We start from the raw sequence: 16,255 nt of genomic DNA, 5'->3' as shown, positions 1-16,255 counted from the left end.
GGTGGCCCGCTGCCGGTTGTGTGTGGTTGCTCGCGCAGTTCCCCGCGCCCCTGAAGGCCCTTAGTGCGAGGTACCTGCTGTCGCAGGCGGGAGTTCCACCTGGACGCCGGGGTCGCCCGCGTCCGCCGTGTAGTCCTCGGGCTTGGTCTCGTCGACGCCGTCGGGGGCCTTCAGGGCCTTCAGGACGAAGGTCGCGACCACCGTCACCACCACGTTCAGGACGAACGCCGTGAGGCCGATGTAGCCGATCTCCCCGATGCCCGGGATCTCCTTCGCCGAGCCGCCGAAGTGCTTCTGGGTCGGGGAGGCGACGCCGTACGCGGCGACCGTGCCGTAGATCATGCCGACCGCCCAGCCGGCGAGCAGCGCCCAGCGGTGGAACCAGCGGGTGAACAGGCCGCCGACCAGGGCCGGGAAGGTCTGCAGGATCCAGATGCCGCCCAGGAGCTGGAAGTTGATGGCGACCGTCTTGTCCATGGTGAGGACGAAGGCCAGCGCGCCGACCTTCACCAGCAGGGAGACCAGCTTGGAGACCTTGGTCTCCTGCGCCGGAGTGGCGTCCGGCTTGATGAAGTCCTTGTAGATGTTGCGGGTGAAGAGATTCGCGGCCGCGATGGACATGATGGCCGCGGGCACCAGCGCGCCGATGCCGATCGCCGCGAACGCCACGCCCGCGAACCAGTCCGGGAACATCGTCTCGAACAGCTGCGGGATCGCCAGCTGCCCGTTCTGCACCTTGATGCCGGCCGCGATCGCCATGAACCCGAGCAGCGCCAGCAGACCCAGCATCAGCGAGTACAGCGGCAGGATCGTGGTGTTGCGGCGGATCACCTCACGGCTCTTCGAGGACAGCGTCGCCGTGATCGAGTGCGGGTACATGAAGAGCGCCAGGGCGGAGCCCAGCGCCAGCGTGGCGTACGTCCACTGGCCCGGCTCGGCCGGTGTCAGCGCACCGCGCGGCGCGCCCGTCGCCGGGTTGGTCTGGCTGTACGCCTCACCGGCCTTGGCGAAGATCTCGTCGAAGCCGCCCAGCTTGATCGGGATGTAGATGATCGCCACCGCGATGACGATGTAGATCAGCGTGTCCTTCACGAAGGCGATGAGCGCGGGGGCACGCAGACCCGAGGAGTACGTGTACGCCGCCAGCACACCGAACGCGATCAGCAGCGGCAGGTCCTTGATGAACCAGTTGGTGTTCTCGCCGCCGCCGACGCCCATGACGTCCAGCACGGCCTGGATGCCGACCAGTTGGAGCGCGATGTACGGCATCGTCGCCAGGATGCCCGTCACGGCCACCGCCAGCGACAGGCCCTTCGAGCCGAAGCGGCCGCGCACGAAGTCGGACGTCGTGACGTACCCGTGCTTGTGGGAGACCGACCACAGACGGGGCAGGAAGGTGAAGATCAGCGGGTACACCAGGATCGTGTAGGGCACGGCGAAGAAGCCGGCCGCGCCCGCCGCGTAGATCGCCGCCGGCACGGCGACGAAGGTGTACGCCGTGTACAGGTCGCCGCCGAGCAGGAACCAGGTGATCCAGGTGCCGAACGAGCGGCCGCCCAGGCCCCATTCGTCCAGGCTCTGCTCGTTCTCGGCCTTGCGCCAGCGCGCGGCCAGGAAGCCCATGACCGTCACGGCCAGGAAGAAGAAGATGAAGACGCCGAGCGCGACGCCGTTCACGCCGTCCTTCACTGCGACGCACCGCCCTTCGCGGCCGAGCGGGCGCGCTGGTCACGCTGCCACAGCTTGTAGGCGATCATCGTCAGCGCGGTGGAGATCAGCACCCAGGCCATCTGGTACCAGTAGAAGAACGGGATTCCGATGAAGGCCGGGTCGGTCTTGGCGTACGAGCCGACCCACAGCATGGCCACGAAGGGCGCTATGAGGCAGACGGCGATGACGACGCGCACAGGCGTCACCACCGGCCCTCTGCTGGCTTCCGGGGCTTGCGACATCAGGCGGCTCCGTCCCCTTGGTGATCACCTGTGGCGCAGGCAATCTAGGTCAGGGTGAGGCGGGAACGGAACCCCTCGTCCGCAATGCGGTACCCAACCGAAACCAGATGTCAGCAGCGACGGAAGCCCGTCGGTGGGGTCACTCGGCGGGCCGCTTCAGCCGGGCCACGAACTTGTACCGGTCGCCCCGGTAGACCGACCGCACCCACTCCACCGGCTGTCCGTCCCGGTCCAGCGAGTGCCGGGAGAGCATCAGCATCGGCAGCCCGACGTCGGTGCCCAGCAGACCGGCCTCGCGGGGTGTCGCCAGCGATGTCTCGATGGTCTCCTCGGCCTCCGCGAGCCGGACGTCGTAGACCTCGGCCAGAGCCGTGTAGAGGGACGTGTACTTCACCAGCGAGCGCCGCAGCGCCGGGAAGCGCTTCGCGCTCAGGTGGGTGGTCTCGATGGCCATCGGCTCCCCGTTGGCCATGCGCAGCCGCTCGATGCGCAGCACGCGTCCGCCGGGCGTGATGTCGAGCAGCCCGGCCAGGCGGTCGTCGGCGGTGATGTAACCGATGTCCAGCAGCTGCGAGGTGGGTTCGAGGCCCTGGGCGCGCATGTCCTCGGTGTACGAGGTCAGTTGCAGGGCCTGCGAGACCTTCGGCTTGGCGACGAACGTGCCCTTGCCCTGGATGCGCTCCAGCCGGCCCTCGACGACCAGCTCCTGCAGCGCCTGGCGCACGGTCGTGCGCGAGGTGTCGAACTCCGCCGCCAGCGTGCGCTCGGGCGGGACCGGCGTGCCCGGCGCCTGGGTCTCCGTCATGTCGAGCAGGTGCTTCTTCAGGCGGTAGTACTTGGGCACGCGCGCGGTACGGACGGGCACCCCGTTCTCGTTCTCCGCACTGCTGACGTCGGTGCTCATGCTCCGCCTTCCCGGCCCGTCTGCCGACACGATCCCACCTGTATACCGTCGGCGCCTCTTTTGGTCTAGTCCACCATTCCCTGTGGTCTACCCGCAGTATGCCGTGTCCCGCCGAGGTTTTCGCTGGCTTCTTACTTAAAGGTTCCTGCATATGTAGGTCGCATAACGGCTGGTCAGAGCCTTATCGGGACCCTTGACAGGCTTTCTGGTCTGGTCCAAGCTCCCCGGTACTGGTCTACACCATTGGTCCAGGCCCGGCCCCACGTTCACTGCGGGGAGCCAGGGGGGTTGTGGGATCCCTGAGGAGGGTGGCGTGAAGCGCAAGCTGACAGCCGCGATCGGAATCGCGGGCATGATGGTCTCCATCGCGGCATGCGGGGGCGAGGGCGGCGGGGGCTCCGACAAGGGCGCGGACGCCAAGGAGCTGACCGTCTGGCTCACCGTCGACGCCCAGAACAACTGGCCCTCGCTGGTGAAGGCCGCCGACGCCGCGGTGCAGAAGAAGCACCCCGGCCTCAAGATCAACCACGAGTACTACGGCTGGCCCGACAAGAACGCCAAGCTCGACGCCGTCCTCGCCACGGACAAGGCTCCCGACGTGGTCGAGATGGGCAACACCGAGATGCTCGGCTACATGGTCAAGGGCGCCTTCGCCCCCCTCGACCGGTCCGCGTTCGACAACTCCGACGCCTGGCTGGACGGCCTCAAGGCCTCGGTCACCTACGACGGCAAGACCTACGGCGTCCCGTACTACGCCGGCGGCCGCGTCGCCAACTGGCGCAAGGACGTGGCGGCATCCGTCGGGGTGAAGTCGACGCCCAAGACGTACAAGGAGCTCACCGCCGCCCTGGACAAGATCCAGAAGAAGCAGGGCGACAAGTTCAGCGCCTGGTACCAGCCCACCCGCGACTGGTACGCGGCCATGTCCTTCGTCTACGACGCGGGCGGCGCCATCGCCACCGAGTCGGGCGGACAGTGGAAGGCGTCCCTCTCCTCGCCCGAGTCCCTCAAGGGCCTGAAGGAGTTCGAGAACGTCGTCGACTCGTACATGCACGGCGACAAGACCAAGGACGAGTCCGACCGCTACATCGTCTACGGCCAGGGCAAGTCCGCCATGATCTTCGCCGCCGCCTGGGAGGGCGCGACCGCCGAGGACCCCAAGAACGACAAGACCGGCAAGCTCAAGGGCAACCTCGAGAACTTCGTGATGCCCGGCCCGTCCGGCAAGAACATGCCCGTCTTCCTGGGCGGCTCCGACCTCGCCGTGCCGGTGAAGTCGGACGCGCAGGCCCTGGCCGCCGAGTGGATCAACGCGTTCACCGGCTCCTCCGGGCAGAAGGGCCTGATGGCCAAGGGCAACCTGCCCAACAACAAGACCGATCTCGCGACGCTCAAGAACGACCCGAAGACGGCGGTCCCCGCCACCGCGGCCGAGTCCAACTGGTTCGTCCCGATGGCACCCGGCTGGGGCCAGGTCGAGAAGGCGCAGATCCTGCAGACCATGCTGCAGAGCATCGGCACCGGCAAGAAGTCCGTCGAGGCCGCCGCCAAGGACGCGGACGCCGCGATCGACAAGGTCATCAACACCAAGTGACCTGAGCGCGGGGCTCCCGGCTTGCGGAGCCCCGCCGTCGTCAAGACCTGAGGGGACCACCGAGGAGCGCGCGATGAGTGCCGCAGAGACCACCACCACTGCCAAGGTGCCGCCACCGCGGCAGGCACCACCGCCGCCCCCCAAGGACCGGCGACCCCGTGGACAGCGCACGTCCGGCGGGGCCCTGGCCCCCTGGCTGCTGCTCGCGCCCTGCCTGCTGATCCTCGCCCTGGTCATGGGCTATCCGCTGGCCCGTCTCGTCACCCTGTCCTTCCAGAAGTTCGGGCAGTCCCAGCTGTGGGGCTTCCAGCCGGCCGAGACGGTCGGGTTCGACAACTTCGCCAAGGTGCTGGGCGACGGCGAGTTCTGGGCCGTCGTCCTGCGCACGATCGTCTTCGCGGCCGGCGCGGTCGTCTTCACCATGGTGATCGGCATGGCCCTCGCCCTGCTGCTCCAGCGGGTCTCCGGCTGGCTGAAGATGCTCATCAACATCGTGCTGGTGGCGAGCTGGGGCATGCCGGTGATCGTGGCGACCACGGTCTTCAAGTGGCTCTTCGACTCCGATTACGGCGTCTTCAACGCGCTGCTCAGCAAGCTGCCCGGCGTGGAGATGATCGGCCACAACTGGTTCGCGAGCGGCCCCGAGGGCCTGGCCGTGATCATGCTGCTGGTGATCTGGGGAGCCGTGCCGTTCGTGGTCATCACCCTCAGCGCCGGTCTCACCCAGGTCCCCAAGGAGCTGGAGGAGGCCGCCCGTCTGGACGGCGCCGGCTCCTGGGGCGTCTTCCGCTTCGTCACCCTGCCCGTCCTCAAGCCGATCATCGTGATGCTCACGACCCTGTCGGTCATCTGGGACATGGGCGTCTTCCCTCAGGTGTTCGTCATGCGGGGCGGCCACCCCGAGCCGGAGTTCCAGGTCCTCAACACCTACTCCTACGACCGGGCGTTCGTGGTCAACGACTACGCCCAGGGCTCGGCCATCGCGCTGATCACCGTCCTGCTGCTGCTCGGCGTGGTCGCCGTCTACATGCGGCAGATGCTGAAGATCGGAGAGGTCGAATGAGCACGCTCGCCGGAACCCGCCGCCGCAGGAACCCGCGACTCGGCTGGAACCTCCTCGGTCTCCTCGTCTTCGTCGTCGCCGGCTTCCCGCTCTACTGGATGCTCAACACCGCGTTCAAGCCCGCCAAGGACGCCATCGACCCGGACCCGAGCCTGCTGCCGACCGGTCTCACCCTCGACAACTTCGGCCGGGCGCTGGACATCGCCGACTTCTGGGGTCCGGTGGGCCGCAGCCTGGTGGTGTCGCTGGCCGTGGTCGTCATCGGCATGACCGTCGGACTGCTGGCCGCGCTCGCCATCTCCCGGTTCGCCTTCCGCGGCCGCAAGATCGTGATCGTGGGCATCCTCGCGGTGCAGATGGTCCCGCTGGTCGCCATGATCATCCCGGTGTTCCTGCTGCTCAACGACCTGGGCCAGTACGACCGGCTGACCGGCCTCATCATCACGTACCTGACCTTCATCCTCCCCTTCACCGTGTGGACGCTGCGGGGCTTCATCGTCAACATCCCGAGGGAACTGGAGGAGGCGGCCATGGTCGACGGCTGCTCGCGCACCGGCGCCTTCCTCCGGGTCGTCTTCCCGCTCCTGGCCCCCGGCATGGTCGCCACCTCGGTCTACGGTTTCATCCAGGCCTGGAACGAGTACCTGTACGCCCTGATGCTCCTCAGCCAGAAGAACCAGACCGCGACCGTCTGGCTCGGCAACTTCACCACCAAACACGGCACCGAATACGCCCCGATGATGGCCGGCGCCACGATGATGGCTGTGCCGATCGTCGCCCTCTTCCTCCTCGTCCAGCGCAAGATGGCCGCGGGCCTGACCGCGGGCGCCGTGAAGGGATGACCTCACCCGATGACGACACTCGCCAGCGGCACCGACACGCTCACCCGCGACGCCCTGACGGTCCTCCAGCCCGGCTTCACCGGCACCACCGCCCCCGACTGGCTGCTCCGGCGGCTCGGTGAGGGCCTCGCCTCCGTCGGACTGTTCGGCCGCAACATCGCCTCGCCGGACCAACTGGCCTCTCTGACCGCCCAACTGCGGGCCGAGCGCGACGACGTCCTCGTCGCGATCGACGAGGAGGGCGGCGACGTGACCCGTCTGGAGGTGGGCAGCGGCTCCTCCTTCCCGGGCAACCACGCGCTCGGCGCGGTCGACGACGTGGAGCTGACCCACCAGGTCGCCCACGAACTGGGCCGGCGCCTCGCCGCCTGCGGCGTCAACCTCAACTGGGCCCCGTCCGCCGACGTGAACTCCGACCCCCGCAACCCGGTCATCGGCGTCCGCTCCTTCGGCGCCGACACCGACTTGGCCGCCCGGCACACCGCCGCCTACGTCACCGGCCTGCAGTCCGCCGGTGTCGCCGCCTGCACCAAGCACTTCCCGGGCCACGGCGACACCGCCGTCGACTCCCACCACGCCCTGCCGCGCATCGACGTCTCTGCCGACGTGCTGGCCGAACGCGAACTGGCCCCCTTCCGCGCCGCCATCGCCGCCGGCACCCGGGCCGTCATGAGCGCCCACATCCTGGTCCCCGCCCTGGACCCGGACCGCCCGGCCACCCTCTCCCGCCGCATCCTCACCGGCCTGCTCCGCGACGAGCTCGGCTACGACGGCCTCATCGTCACCGACGGCATGGAGATGCGGGCCATCGCCGGCACGTACGGCATCGAACGCGGCAGCGTCCTCGCCATCGCCGCGGGCGCCGACGCGATCTGTGTGGGCGGCGGCCTCGCCGACGAGGCGACCGTGCTGCGCCTGCGGGACGCCCTGGTCGCGGCCGTGCGTGCGGGCGAACTCCCGGAGGAACGCCTCGCCGAGGCCGCCGACCGAGTACGCACACTGGCCCGCTGGGCGGGCACGTCGGGCCGTCCGGCCGAGAGCACCCACCGCACCGAGATCGGCCTGCACGCCGCCCGCCGGGCCCTCACCGTGACCGCCGCGCCCGGCCTCGGCAGCCCCGACACCTTCAAGCCCCTCGCGGAACCGCCCTACGTCGCCGCCCTCACCCCCGTCGCCAACATCGCCGTGGGCGACGAGACCCCGTGGGGCGTCGCCGCGGAACTCGTCCACCTCCTGCCGGGCACGGTGACGGGCAGCTTCTCCGCCGGGGACGGCCCGGAGGCGGAGGCCGGTGAGGGCGCCGGACGGGCGGCACTGGAGGCGGCCGGCCCGCGCCGCATCGTCGCGGTCGTCCGCGACGAACACCGCCACCCCTGGATGGCCTCGGCCCTCGACACCCTGCTGGCGGCCCGCCCCGACACCGTCGTCGTGGAGATGGGCGTCCCCCAGGCCGCCCCGCGTGGCGCCCTGCACATCGCCACCCACGGCGCGGCCCGCGTCTGCGGCCGGGCGGCGGCCGAAGTGATCGCCGGGGTCACGGGGCTGTGAGGACCGGGGGGTGAACCGGTCGGCCCGGCCCGTCACGGATCGGGTCGGGCCGGGTCGGGTCGACCGGCCTGGCCCGTGCCGGAACGGCCCGGGGCGCCCCGCCACAGCGATGCGCACCTACCTCACCTACTCACGACGGGCCGTGGCAACGAGCGGGTCAACGGCTCCCTCGGCCTGCTCGACATGACGCCCTACGGCCGCGGCGAGGCCTGGGAGGGCTACCCCGAGGGATGGCCCGAGGGCCGCGACGCGTGCCGGTCCTGGCGTTCGGACGCCGACGGGAACGCGGGACAACCCCGAGGGCCGCGACGCGTGCTGGTCCTGGCGCTCGGACGCCGACGGGAACGCCACCTGTGGCCCGACCAGCAGTCCCGCACCGCAGTGGATCCGTCCTGGTGCGACCGCTGTGAAAACCCTGGGGCAGGCGAGGCCGTCACCACTGAGGAGGCCCGTGTCACCAACCCCGCGGGTCGCTCCAGCTAGATCCCCTGCCAGTCCGGCTTGTTGGCGTAGGTGTGGCGGAAGTAGTCCGCCAGCTTCAGCTTCGACGCGGCGGCCTCGTCGACGACGACGGTCGCGTGCGGGTGGAGCTGGAGCGCGGACGCGGGACACACCGCGGCGATCGGCCCTTCCACCGTCGCCGCGACCGCGTCCGCCTTGCCCTCGCCGGTGGCGAGCAGCACCAGATGCCGGGCCTCCAGGATGGTGCCGATGCCCTGCGTGATCACGTGGTGCGGCACCTGGTCGATGTCACCGTCGAAGAAGCGCGCGTTGTCGATCCGGGTCTGCTCGGTGAGTGTCTTGATTCGTGTCCGCGACGCCAGCGACGAGCACGGCTCGTTGAAACCTATGTGTCCGTCGGTCCCGATGCCGAGCAGCTGAAGGTCCACACCCCCCGCGTCCGACAGCGCCTTGTCGTAGGCCTCGCACGCCCCCTGCACGTCCGCCGCCGTGCCGTCCGGGCCCGTGAACTGCTCCATCCCGATGCCGAGCGGCTCCAGCACCTCACGCCGCAGCACCGACCGGTACGACTCCGGATGATCGGCCGGCAGCCCCACGTACTCGTCGAGCTGCGCGATCCGCGCCCGCCCGACGTCCACCGCGCCGGAGCGCACCTTCGCGGCCAGCGCTTCGTACACAGGCAGCGGCGTCGAACCCGTGGCCACGCCGAGCAGGGCGGCGGGCTTGCGCCGGAGCAGCTGCGCCATGGCCTCGGCGATGAGCTCGCCGCCCGCCTTGGCGTCCGGAACGATGACAACTTCCACGCTGGGCCTGCCGATCTGAAAGGACTGCTCAACTGGGACCCGACCCGGAGGGTCGTGTGGTTTAGACCAATCTAACAGAGCGGTCCTGCCGCTCCCAGGGTGCGTACCGACGCTCCCACGCCGGTGGCGCTGCTGTGCCGAACAGGTCAGCAGGGGGTGAACAGTGGGGCTCCCACGGGGTGCCGAAGTGCGTGCAAGGCCTCCCGGGTGGGCGGTGTCCGGCCCGGGGGAGTGGAATGGGGTCTGCACCCTCCCCGCCCCCGGAAGGAACCCGCCATGACCGCCGCAGCCACACCGGATCCCCGCAGTGAACTCCCGGGCCGGACCATGGCTCGCGAGATGGCGGAGCAGCCCGCCGTCCTGCGCCGGATCCTGTCCGAGGGTGCCCCCGCCATCCAGGACGTGGCCCGGCGGATCGCCGCCCGCACACCCCGCTTCGTGCTGCTGACCGCCCGCGGCACCTCCGACAACGCCGCCCTGTACGCCAAGTACCTCCTGGAGATCCGGCTCGGCCTGCCCTGCGGACTCACCTCGATGTCCACCACGACGGCCTACGGCGCCCGGCCCGACCTCACCGACGTCCTGGTCGTCACGGTCAGCCAGTCCGGCGGCTCCCCCGACCTGGTCGCCTCCACCCGGGCCGCCCGTGAGGCAGGCGCCATCACGCTGGCCGTCACCAACAACCCGGACTCACCGCTCGCCGGTGTCTCCCAGTACCACATCGACATCATGGCCGGGCCCGAGAAGGCCCTCCCCGCGACCAAGACCTACACGGCCTCCCTGCTCGCGCTCTACCTCTTCGTCGAGGGCCTGCGGGGCGGTGACGGCGCGGCTGCACGGGTGCTGCCGGACCTCGCCGAGCAACTGCTCGCCCGCCAGGGGGAGGTGCGCACGCTCGCCGCCCGCTACCGCTTCGCCGAGCGCATGGTGATCACCTCCCGCGGTTACGGCTACCCCACGGCCAAGGAAGCCGCCCTCAAGCTGATGGAGACCAGCTACATCCCCGCCCTCTCCTATTCCGGCGCGGACCTGCTGCACGGACCGCTCGCCATGGTCGACAACGTCTCCCCGGTCATCGCCGTGGTGACCGACGGCAAGGGCGGCGAAGCCCTCCAGCCCGTCCTGGACCGGCTGCGCGGACGCGGCGCCGACCTCGTCGTCATCGGCCCCGGGCACCAGGTGGAGCAGGCCTCGGCCGGCTTCGTGCTGCCCACGGACGGCGTGGCGGAGGAGGTCCAACCCCTGCTGGAGATCATCCCCCTCCAGCTGCTGGCCTACGAGGTCACCATCGCCCGGGGCCAGGACCCGGACGCACCCCGGGCACTGGCGAAGGTGACGGAGACCCGCTGAGGGCGGGGGAGGCCAGGGGGTCGGGGGGCTCGCACACGCCCTGCCCCCTCGCGGCTAGTGACCTGGTTTTCACTAGGTGAGCGAACCCCCCGTCACATCCACCCAACTGCCCGTCACCCACCGCCCGCCGTCCGACGCCAGGAACGCCACCACGTCGGCGACCTCGGCAGGCCGGCCCACCCCGCCCAGCGCCGAAAACGCCGCGGCCTTCGCCAAGCCGTCGGGACTGCCGTACAGCAGTGTCGCCGTGTTGTCCGTGTCTATGATCCCCGGGGCCACCGAGTTCACCGTGATGCCCCGATGCCCCAGCACCTTGGACAGGTCCCGTGAGAGGACGTCCAGCGCGCCCTTCGTCATCGCGTAGGCCATGTTGTCGGGCATCGCCGCCGTCCGGGCCAGCCCCGACGAGATGTTGACGACCCGGCCGCCGTCCCGCAGGCGTGCCATGCCGTGCTTGAGGATGAAGAATGGTGCCTTCACGTTCACCGCGAAGACCTCGTCGTACTCCCGCTCCTCCAGCTGCCCGATCGGGCGCGTGCTGCCGATCGCCGCGTTGTTCACCAGGATGTCCAGCCCGTCCGCGTGCCGGTCGAACTCCTCCCACAGGGCCTCGGCGTCCCCTGGTGTCCCCAGCTCCACGCCCATCGCGAACGCCGAGCCGCCGGCCTTCTCGATCGCCGCGACCGTTTCCTTCGCGGCCGTCTCGTTCCTGCCGTAGTGCACCGCGACCCGGGCGCCGTCGCGCCCCAGTCGCTCGGCGATGCCTCGCCCGATGCCCCTGCTCGCCCCCGTGACGAGTGCCGTCCTACCCGTGAGCACGCCCATGACGGCGCCCCCTCCTCATTTGTCTAGCGGTCGCTACAGAAATGACCATACGGCAGTCCGCCCCCATTTCTCTAGTGCCCGCTATAAAATGCATCCCATGGTGAACGAGGACGGAACCATGAAGGCTCCGAAGAGGTCCGACGCCACGAGTGCGACGACCGCCGGGGCGGGCAAGGCCAGGGCCAGGCCCCGCGGTCGCCCCCGCTCCTTCGATCGTGAAACCGCACTGGAGAAGGCCCTCCTGGCCTTCTGGGAGCACGGCTACGAAGCCACGTCCGTCTCCGACCTCACCCGTGTCATGGACATCGGAGCCCCCAGCCTCTACTCCGCCTTCGGCGACAAGCGGTCCCTCTTCGAGGAGGTCGTCCGCGTGTACGGCACGCGATACGGATCCTTCGCCGAGCGGGCCCTCGCCGAAGAGCCCACCGCGCGGGCCGCCGTGGAGCGCACTCTGCGCGAAGCCGCCACCGCGTACACCGAACCCGGCCACCCGCACGGCTGCCTCGTCGTCCACGCCGCCGCGAACTGCTCGAACCCGGAGGTGGAGCAGTCGCTGCGGGATCGACGCAACGCCAACATCGCCGCGCTCGAAAGCCGTATAAGGGCCGATGTCGCCGCCGGCGTGCTGCCACCCGCCACCGACGCCGCCGCCCTGGCCCGCCACACCGGAGCGATGATCCAGGGCATGTCACAACAGGCACGTGACGGGGCGAGCAGGGAGGAACTGGAGGCGGTCGCGGAAATTGCCCTGTCCATCTGGCCCCGCACAGGAACCCACACGGGTTAGGCTGCCTGCTGGGCGCCGGTGCGTCCGACGCGTCGCGGAAATGACAACAACGAACAGCCTCCAACGCATGGACACCATAAGTGGTCTAGTCCACAATGCGTAACGAGAGCGCGTGTGCAACGCGCACCAGCCTCCGTCTTCCCCGCACAGGAAGGCGGACCGAGGAACCGAGGCTCTCTGCCCTGACTGCCCCGGCTCCTCATCCTTCGGCCGACCGGGACCGCACACCCCACGGCCGATGCTGCTCCGGGCTGCGGTGCCGGGAGGGTTGAGGGTCCCTCTCAGGCGCCGCGGCCCGCGGGTGTTTCAGGGCCGTACGAACCCCCGGGTACGCTCGCACACGTGCCCTCCATGAACGAACTCGTACGCCAGCACACCGCCCTCGACGACACCGATCTCGAGTGGCTGCACCTGCTGGTATCGGAGTGGCAGCTGCTCTCCGACCTCTCCTTCGCCGACCTGGTCCTGTGGGTCCCCACCAGCGACGGCATCCGGTACGTCTCGGTCGCCCAGATGCGGCCCAACACCGGTCCGACCTCGTACCAGGACGACATGGTGGGCCACCTCGTCCCGCGCGGCCGCCGCCCGATGCTGGACGCCGCCCTCGACGAGGGCCGCATCGTGCGCGAGGGCGACCCCGAGTGGCGCGAGGAGGTGCCCGTCCGGGTCGAGTCGATCCCCGTACGACGGGAGGGGCGCGTCCTTGGAGTCATCGCGCGCAACACCAACCTCCTCACCGTGCGCACCCCGAGCCGCCTGGAACTCACCTACCTGCAGAGCGCCTCCGACCTGGCGCAGATGATCGCGGCCGGGTCCTTCCCGTTCGCCAACCAGCAACTCGACATGGACGCCTCGCCCCGCGTGGGCGACGGGCTGATCCGGCTCGACGCCGACGCCATCGTCCAGTACGCCTCCCCGAACGCCCTGTCCGCCTACCACCGGCTCGGCCTCGCCTCCGACCTCGTCGGCCAGCACCTGGGCAGGACCACCGCCGAACTCGCCCCGACCCGGGGCCCGGTGGACGAGGCGCTCGCCAAGGTCGCCAGCGGCTGGGCGCCGCGCGAGTTCGAGATCGAGGCCAGTGACGGGGTCATCCAGTTCCGCGCGATCCCGCTCAAGCCGAAGGGCACCCGCATCGGCTCCCTCGTCCTGCTCCGGGACGTCACCGAACTGCGTCGGCGTGAGCGCGAGTTGATCACCAAGGACGCGACGATCCGGGAGATCCACCACCGTGTCAAGAACAACCTCCAGACGGTGGCGGCCCTGCTGCGCCTCCAGGCCCGGCGCATCGAGTCCGACCGCGGGCGCGAGGCTCTCGAAGAGGCGGTGCGGCGCGTCGGATCGATTGCGATCGTGCACGAGACGCTCTCCCAGAATTTGGACGAGCGCGTGGAGTTCGACGACATCGCCGACCGCGTCCTGGCGATGGTCGCGGAGATCTCCCCGGGCAAGGTGGCGGGCCGGCGCACCGGCCGCTTCGGCATTCTCGACGCCGAGGTCGCCACGCCGCTGTCGATGGTGCTGACCGAGGTGCTGCAGAACGCGCTGGAGCACGGGTTCCGCGAGGGCGACACCGGCACGGTCGAGGTGTCGGCGGTCCGCGGTGGCACGGCCAAGGAGGCCCGACTGCTGGTCACGGTCCAGGACGACGGCGTCGGCCTGCCGGAAGGCTTCGATCCGCATACGGCCGGCAATCTCGGCCTGCAGATCGTGCGGACCCTGGTGGAGGGCGAGTTGTGCGGCACCTTCGACATGGTCCCGGCGCCGGAGCGCGGCACCCGTGTGATCCTTGACATCCCGGTGCGGTCGCAGAAGTAGCGGAATCCGAAAACCTTGGAAAGGGCCCGGAAAAGCGATGAGCCCCGGGCCACCAAGTGGCCCGGGGCTAAAGCTCGTTGCTGCTTGTCTAAGCGCATCGGGGGAACTGCGCGCTGCGGCTCGGGGGCGGGAGATGCGTGCTCGCTGCACGCGCCGCCAAGCTCAGGCTGTCAGCAGGGGTGGGTTGTCAGGCGGAGGCCTGACGGGCCCGGTTGCGGGCGGCGCGGCGCTTCATGGCGCGACGCTCGTCCTCGCTGAGACCACCCCAGACGCCGGAGTCCTGGCCGGACTCGAGCGCCCACTGCAGGCACTGCTCCATAACCGGGCAGCGACGGCAGACGGCCTTGGCTTCCTCGATCTGCAGCAGCGCAGGACCGGTGTTGCCGATGGGGAAGAAGAGCTCGGGGTCTTCCTCGCGGCAAACGGCGTTGTGACGCCAGTCCATGGCTGCTACCTCTCCTTGGTATTACGTGCAGGGCTTGCTTGTGAATGTGAACGCTTTCACGAATCCCTCAACAAGTGAAGGGCCGACTGCCAGGTTCCCCGGCGAAGGTCCTGTGGATTGAAGAGGGGTTCTGGTGATCAGTGGAGGCCGGTGTTGCGGGCCGTCTCGATCGCCACGTAGAGACTCGCAAACCTCAGCGGCGGATACAACCCCTTCTGGAAAGTTTTTTTTGATTCTTCGGTGTCGACTAGGTCACAGCCGTACTTCCATGGGGTGGATCCTGGCCTAAACGTTCGAGTGAAAGGACTTTAGCCAGTTCTGCTCACACAATCACACGCAGTGCACGGCGTACGCCTGTGAACGTCACGCTAGTCCGCAGCCCCAGGTGGTCACCGTCCATCTGGAGGGGGAGCGGGACCTTCGAATGCAAGGTGAACTCTGTCAAGTCATGCAGAGAGGTGGCGTGCTTGCCATGGGGTCCACGCTCGGGGGACGAAGTGAGCAACTGGGTGCCATATCGGGCAACCGCTGCCGTGGAGAGGCGGCTGAGGCCGAAGAGATCGAGCCCGGTATCGAACGAGGCTTTAGGTGCCGCGTAGATCGGGCGATTCCCCAGAAACGTCCAGGGCGAGGTGTTCGAGACTATGGACAGCACCAGATCGGTGACCGGATCCTCGCCTGCCCGTTCCAGCGTGATCGTCCCGTTGCGGCGGTTCGGCTCGCCCAGGAGCTGACGCATCACCTGGCGCACGTAGAGAGCGTGTGTGGATTTCCTGCCGCGCTCGCGATGCTGCTCCACACGACCCACCACACCGGCGTCGAAGCCGAGCCCCGCGTTGAAGGTGAACCAGCGGGCCGGCACCGACTCGTCCTCCGTGCCCGGCGTACCCGAGGTCAGGCCGAGGCCGACGGTTCGCTCGCTGCCGTCGCGCAGGGCGTCCAGCAGGGCGCCGGTGGCCTCCACGGCGTCGTTGGGCAGGCCCAGGGCGCGGGCGAAGACATTGGTGGAACCGCCGGGGACCACGGCGAGGCCGGGCAGACGGTCCGGCGCGGGGCCGGCGTGCAGGAGGCCGTTGACCACCTCGTTGACCGTGCCGTCGCCGCCGAGGGCCACCACCAGGTCGATGTCGTCGCTGTCCGCCGCCTGCCGGCCGAGGTCGCGCGCGTGGCCCCGGTACTGGGTGGTGACCGCCTCCAGCTTCATCTCGCTGGCGAGCGCATGGATCAGTACGTCGCGTGTGCGCGCACTTGTGGTGGTTGCCGCCGGATTGACCACGAGGAGTGCACGCATGACTGGCAGCGTACCTACTGGGGGGTACCGGGCCCATACCGAGGTAGGGATCCGGTAAGAGGGCGGGGGTGAACCTCGCCACGAGGGGCGCGCACGACGAGGGCTACTCTTCAGGGGTGAGCAGTGAGCAGACCCCCACCACCACCGAGGAAACCACCGGCCCCCGCCCCCGGCGTCTGACGTACGCCGCGCTGCTGGCCGCGCTGGAAGGCCTCGCGCTGGTCGTCGGCGGCGTCTGGATTCTCGTCCTCGGCCTCACGGGGCATCCCGACGACCGGCAGCAGGCCGTGACCGGCGGCATCACGCTGATCGCGCTCGCACTGCTGCCGCTGTTCGCGGCCCGGGGACTGCTCGCCCTGCGCAGCTGGAGCCGCGGCCCGGCCGTGATCACCCAGCTCATGGCGCTGCCGGTGGCCTACAACCTGCTGCAGGCCGACAGCATGGCCATCCCGGGCGGGATCGCCCTCGCGGCCGCGGCCGTCGCGTCGCTGGTGCTGCTGGTGAACCCCGAGACGACCCGGGCCCTCGGGATTCGCGGGCCCGGCAACTCCGGCAACCTGGAGAAGTAGCC

General features: G+C 69.5%; 16 protein-coding genes. 9 read left to right on the top strand and 7 right to left on the bottom strand.

The features are described 5' to 3' along the window. Positions 1-60 precede the first annotated feature (60 nt). The 3 genes from mctP to FDO69_RS31810 form a co-directional block, all read right to left on the bottom strand. Positions 61-1,689 carry a monocarboxylate uptake permease MctP gene (gene mctP, locus FDO69_RS31820; protein ID WP_104784965.1) on the bottom strand — a complete coding sequence of 543 codons (1,629 nt, stop codon included), beginning with the start codon at positions 1,687-1,689 and terminating at the stop codon, positions 61-63. Further along, positions 1,686-1,952, bottom strand: coding sequence for a DUF3311 domain-containing protein (locus tag FDO69_RS31815; RefSeq protein WP_170320969.1), 267 nt, complete (start codon positions 1,950-1,952; stop codon positions 1,686-1,688). Before FDO69_RS31815 ends, mctP begins: the two co-directional genes overlap by 4 nt. 139 nt (positions 1,953-2,091) lie before the next feature. Then, on the bottom strand, positions 2,092-2,856 hold the full coding sequence (locus tag FDO69_RS31810) for a GntR family transcriptional regulator (RefSeq protein ID WP_104784962.1): 765 nt from the start codon (positions 2,854-2,856) through the stop codon (positions 2,092-2,094). Positions 2,857-3,169: 313 nt separating this feature from the next. On the opposite strand from FDO69_RS31810, the gene FDO69_RS31805 reads away from it, so the two are divergent. The 5 genes from FDO69_RS31805 to FDO69_RS42400 all read left to right on the top strand — a co-directional run bounded on the left by FDO69_RS31805 (position 3,170) and on the right by FDO69_RS42400 (position 8,386). Beyond that, positions 3,170-4,450 carry an extracellular solute-binding protein gene (locus FDO69_RS31805; protein ID WP_104784959.1) on the top strand — a complete coding sequence of 427 codons (1,281 nt, stop codon included), beginning with the start codon at positions 3,170-3,172 and terminating at the stop codon, positions 4,448-4,450. Between the two features lie 73 nt (positions 4,451-4,523). After that, on the top strand, positions 4,524-5,513 hold the full coding sequence (locus FDO69_RS31800) for a carbohydrate ABC transporter permease (protein ID WP_104784957.1): 990 nt from the start codon (positions 4,524-4,526) through the stop codon (positions 5,511-5,513). After that, positions 5,510-6,355 (top strand): carbohydrate ABC transporter permease, encoded by an 846-nt coding sequence (locus FDO69_RS31795; protein ID WP_104784954.1) that lies wholly within the window; start codon positions 5,510-5,512, stop codon positions 6,353-6,355. The genes FDO69_RS31800 and FDO69_RS31795 overlap by 4 nt, the downstream gene beginning before the upstream one ends. Positions 6,356-6,364: 9 nt before the next feature. Continuing rightward, entirely contained in the window at positions 6,365-7,903 is a 1,539-nt protein-coding gene (locus tag FDO69_RS31790; protein WP_104784951.1) for a glycoside hydrolase family 3 protein, read from the top strand. A 75-nt stretch (positions 7,904-7,978) separates the two neighbouring features. Then, positions 7,979-8,386: a hypothetical protein gene (locus tag FDO69_RS42400; RefSeq protein WP_420878558.1), complete on the top strand. Its 408-nt coding sequence runs from the start codon at positions 7,979-7,981 to the stop codon at positions 8,384-8,386. On the opposite strand, the gene nagB is transcribed toward FDO69_RS42400, so the two are convergent. Then, positions 8,383-9,168, bottom strand: a complete 786-nt coding sequence (nagB, locus tag FDO69_RS31780) for a glucosamine-6-phosphate deaminase (protein ID WP_104784948.1) — start codon at positions 9,166-9,168, stop codon at positions 8,383-8,385. The two genes, FDO69_RS42400 and nagB, sit on opposite strands and share 4 nt — an antisense overlap. A 276-nt stretch (positions 9,169-9,444) precedes the next feature. Here nagB and FDO69_RS31775 point away from each other — a divergent pair, with 276 nt between their 5' ends. Further along, complete coding sequence (locus FDO69_RS31775; RefSeq protein ID WP_104784945.1) at positions 9,445-10,518, top strand: SIS domain-containing protein; 1,074 nt, start codon at positions 9,445-9,447, stop codon at positions 10,516-10,518. 72 nt (positions 10,519-10,590) lie between these two features. On the opposite strand, the gene FDO69_RS31770 is transcribed toward FDO69_RS31775, so the two are convergent. Then, on the bottom strand, positions 10,591-11,343 hold the full coding sequence (locus FDO69_RS31770; RefSeq protein ID WP_104784942.1) for an SDR family oxidoreductase: 753 nt from the start codon (positions 11,341-11,343) through the stop codon (positions 10,591-10,593). A gap of 118 nt (positions 11,344-11,461) precedes the next feature. On the opposite strand from FDO69_RS31770, the gene FDO69_RS31765 reads away from it, so the two are divergent. Next, a complete protein-coding gene (locus FDO69_RS31765) occupies positions 11,462-12,130 on the top strand; it encodes a TetR/AcrR family transcriptional regulator (RefSeq protein WP_104784939.1) in 669 nt (222 codons plus the stop codon). Between the two features lie 351 nt (positions 12,131-12,481). Beyond that, positions 12,482-13,948, top strand: coding sequence for a sensor histidine kinase (locus FDO69_RS31760; protein WP_104784937.1), 1,467 nt, complete (start codon positions 12,482-12,484; stop codon positions 13,946-13,948). Positions 13,949-14,135: 187 nt separating this feature from the next. Here FDO69_RS31760 and FDO69_RS31755 read toward each other — a convergent pair whose 3' ends face one another. Both FDO69_RS31755 and FDO69_RS31750 read right to left on the bottom strand, forming a co-directional pair. Further along, a complete protein-coding gene (locus FDO69_RS31755) occupies positions 14,136-14,393 on the bottom strand; it encodes a WhiB family transcriptional regulator (RefSeq protein ID WP_016639615.1) in 258 nt (85 codons plus the stop codon). Between the two features lie 322 nt (positions 14,394-14,715). Further along, complete coding sequence (locus FDO69_RS31750; RefSeq protein WP_104784935.1) at positions 14,716-15,684, bottom strand: diacylglycerol/lipid kinase family protein; 969 nt, start codon at positions 15,682-15,684, stop codon at positions 14,716-14,718. Positions 15,685-15,800: 116 nt separating this feature from the next. Here FDO69_RS31750 and FDO69_RS31745 point away from each other — a divergent pair, with 116 nt between their 5' ends. After that, positions 15,801-16,253 (top strand): hypothetical protein, encoded by a 453-nt coding sequence (locus FDO69_RS31745; RefSeq protein WP_104784932.1) that lies wholly within the window; start codon positions 15,801-15,803, stop codon positions 16,251-16,253. Positions 16,254-16,255: the final 2 nt, after the last annotated feature.

Origin of the sequence: Streptomyces tibetensis, assembly GCF_007655005.1 — a bacterium.
Taxonomy (GTDB): Bacteria; Actinomycetota; Actinomycetes; order Streptomycetales; family Streptomycetaceae; genus Streptomyces; species Streptomyces tibetensis.
This window is presented reverse-complemented; position numbering and strand designations above follow the sequence as displayed.

Coding starts and splice junctions, on each gene's coding strand:
- FDO69_RS31795 (WP_104784954.1), top strand. CDS start 5,510: ATGAGCACGCTCGCCGGAACCCGCCGCCGCAGGAACCCGCGACTCGGC.
- FDO69_RS31760 (WP_104784937.1), top strand. CDS start 12,482: ATGAACGAACTCGTACGCCAGCACACCGCCCTCGACGACACCGATCTC.
- FDO69_RS31755 (WP_016639615.1), bottom strand. CDS start 14,393: ATGGACTGGCGTCACAACGCCGTTTGCCGCGAGGAAGACCCCGAGCTC.
- FDO69_RS31815 (WP_170320969.1), bottom strand. CDS start 1,952: ATGTCGCAAGCCCCGGAAGCCAGCAGAGGGCCGGTGGTGACGCCTGTG.
- FDO69_RS31750 (WP_104784935.1), bottom strand. CDS start 15,684: ATGCGTGCACTCCTCGTGGTCAATCCGGCGGCAACCACCACAAGTGCG.
- FDO69_RS31770 (WP_104784942.1), bottom strand. CDS start 11,343: ATGGGCGTGCTCACGGGTAGGACGGCACTCGTCACGGGGGCGAGCAGG.
- FDO69_RS31790 (WP_104784951.1), top strand. CDS start 6,365: ATGACGACACTCGCCAGCGGCACCGACACGCTCACCCGCGACGCCCTG.
- FDO69_RS31765 (WP_104784939.1), top strand. CDS start 11,462: ATGAAGGCTCCGAAGAGGTCCGACGCCACGAGTGCGACGACCGCCGGG.
- FDO69_RS31775 (WP_104784945.1), top strand. CDS start 9,445: ATGACCGCCGCAGCCACACCGGATCCCCGCAGTGAACTCCCGGGCCGG.
- FDO69_RS31800 (WP_104784957.1), top strand. CDS start 4,524: ATGAGTGCCGCAGAGACCACCACCACTGCCAAGGTGCCGCCACCGCGG.
- FDO69_RS31810 (WP_104784962.1), bottom strand. CDS start 2,856: ATGAGCACCGACGTCAGCAGTGCGGAGAACGAGAACGGGGTGCCCGTC.